Annotated in this window: 2 protein-coding genes, 1 tRNA gene and 2 pseudogenes; all 5 read left to right on the forward strand. The window is 33.2% G+C overall.

Annotated elements, in window-relative coordinates:
• Positions 1-480 (forward strand): annotated as a pseudogene (locus AB1Z17_RS01915) (hypothetical protein); the annotation flags it as partial.
• Between the two features lie 51 nt (positions 481-531).
• A tRNA-Met gene (locus AB1Z17_RS01920) sits at positions 532-608 on the forward strand.
• A 108-nt stretch (positions 609-716) separates the two neighbouring features.
• Positions 717-788: pseudogene (locus AB1Z17_RS01925) on the forward strand (type IV pilin protein); the annotation flags it as partial.
• Positions 789-947: 159 nt separating this feature from the next.
• A complete protein-coding gene (locus tag AB1Z17_RS01930; RefSeq protein ID WP_368050102.1) occupies positions 948-1,886 on the forward strand; it encodes a GLUG motif-containing protein in 939 nt (312 codons plus the stop codon).
• A gap of 39 nt (positions 1,887-1,925) precedes the next feature.
• Positions 1,926-2,512: NAD(P)-dependent oxidoreductase (locus AB1Z17_RS01935; protein ID WP_368050101.1), on the forward strand; the 587-nt coding region annotated here is incomplete at its 3' end.

A 2,512-nucleotide genomic window follows, 5' to 3' on the forward strand; every position in this document is an offset into this window, starting at 1 on the left:
AATATTCCCGACTTTAGATCGGCTGAAAGAACTTTTTCATTAATTAATCAAGCCAGTGGTAGAGCAGGTAGATCAGATCTTAGAGGAGAGGTTATTGTTCAAACTTTTAATCCAGAACATTATAGTATTGCTCTTACGGATTATAAGAGTTTTTATAAAAATGAAATAGATATTAGAAAAAAACTAAATTATCCACCATTTTGTAATATTGCTTTATTAAAAATAAGTAGCGCTAATTTAAATTTAGCTAGGGAAGAAGCTGAGAAAACCGCTAAATATTTAAAAGAAAATTTAGATTTAGATATACTTGGTCCGGCTCCTAGTTCTATGTTTAAAATAAAGGATAATTATTATTTTCAAATTATTATTAAATACCGTAGTAAAAAAGAAATAATTAAGGAAATTAGGTTTTTAAATGAGTATTATTTGAAACAAAATAAGGTAAGTTTTTACATAGACTTTAATCCCTTAATTATTTAAAAAGTATTGATATTATAGTTACTTTTTGCTATTATGTAGAAGTAACTAATTGGCGATGTAGCTCAGCTGGCTAGAGCGTCCGGTTCATACCCGGAAGGTCGGGGGTTCAATCCCCTCCGTCGCTACCAATAAAAAAATAAACTGCTTAGGCAGTTTTTTATTTTGTAAAGTGTTGTAATATAGTTTGTAAACCTATTAGTTTAAATGTTAAAATTGATTATATGATGGGAGTGCTTATGAGAGAAAGAGGATTTACATTGGTTGAATTATTGACTGTTGTTGTTATACTTGGGGTTCTTCTTGGGATAGCTATTCCGGCGATAACAAAAACAATACAGACTGCAAGAAGTAGAGCGTATGAGAGGCAAGTTACGCTTTTAGAGGATGCGGCTTATGAACATCTGCAGCTTAATCCTGATATTGAATCAATTACTGTTAGTGAGCTTTTTGATATGGGTAAAATTGAAATGATACCGCTTGATCCTAGAACCGGTGAAGTGATCGAAGGTTCAATAGCAATTGGTGGGGATGGAGTTTTATTTACCGCAGCGCCAACAGAAGGTAATAAAGAAAATCATTTGGCTGAGGTACCAGGTGGCTATACCGGGATTTATACAATTGAAGATTTAGCTGCTATTACTAGTGGTCTTAGTGGTAATTATATATTAATGAATGATCTTGATTTTAATAGTGATACTGATTATGAAAATATAGCTAATAAAACTACATATACAACTAGTACTGGGTGGACGCCAATTGGTAGTAATTTTTCTGGTATATTTGACGGTAACAACTATACAATCAGTAATTTGTTTATTAATAATTCTGGTCGTGATGGATGTGGGCTATTTAACGCTGCAACAGGAACTATAAAAAATGTTGGAGTGTTAGATGTAAATATTACATGTAATAGTAGAACCGGTCCAATTGTTGGAACTCTTCAAACGGCTACAAGTTTATTAGAAAACAGTTATGCAACGGGAGTAGTTTCTTCTACTTTTAGAACGGGCGGATTAGTAGGACAGGGTTATGATACTGCAACTATAAATAATTGTTATAGTAATGTTACTGTTACTTGTGCAGATTCCGCAGGTGGAATATCTGGTTATAACTATCTTTCAACTACTAGTAATAGTTTTTCTTTAGGAGATGTAAATGGAGGAGTGCGCGCAGGACCAGTTGCGGGTGATGTTGGAAGTTTTGCCTCAACCTTTATCAATGTTTATAGAAGTTCCGAAGCTAGTGTTGTAGGTCAGCTAGATGCAATTCATGCAACTTATACTACTGTGGATCCGTCTTCGTTTAACAATAACGCTTTTGTTACAGATTCTTTGCTCTGGGATACTTCTGATACATGGTATGTTGATGAAATAGAATATCCGGCACTTGGTGGAACTATTGAGTAAAGTTGTTAATTATTAAAAACTGCATATGCAGTTTTTATTTTGTGTTATAATAATTTTGATGAACTTACTGGAGGTAATATGAAAAAAATATTATTTACTGCTTCAACATTAACGGATGAAGATGTTTCTTCATTAAGAGAAGAAGGGTACGAAATAATTAATGGTAAATTTAATTATACTGAGGAAGAATTAATAGAAGCCACTAAAGATATTGATGGATATATATTGGGTGGAGATGAATATGTATCTGAAAATGTTCTTAAGGCTGCTAAAAATATTAAAAGTATTGTTTTCTTCGGTACAGGTTATGAAACTTATATTGACGTGAAGGCCGCTTCTAAATTGGGTGTTGCTGTTTCTAACACTCCTAGAGCGAATGCTTATACAGTAGCGGAGTATACCCTTGCAATGATGCTTGATATGGTAAAAAGAATATCTGTTAACGATAGAAAAATCAATTCTGAGAGATGGGATGATTCTGTTTGGATGACTTTAAAAAACAAGACTATCGGGATTGTTGGTATGGGAGCAATTGGTACTAATTTGGCTCGTATGCTTAAGAATGTTTTTAATAGTAAAATTGTATATTCGGGGGAATATCGGAATCGTTTAGTTGAAGAGGAACT

It is taken from the genome of Lutibacter sp., assembly GCF_040883305.1.
Taxonomy (GTDB): Bacteria; Bacteroidota; Bacteroidia; order Flavobacteriales; family Flavobacteriaceae; genus Lutibacter.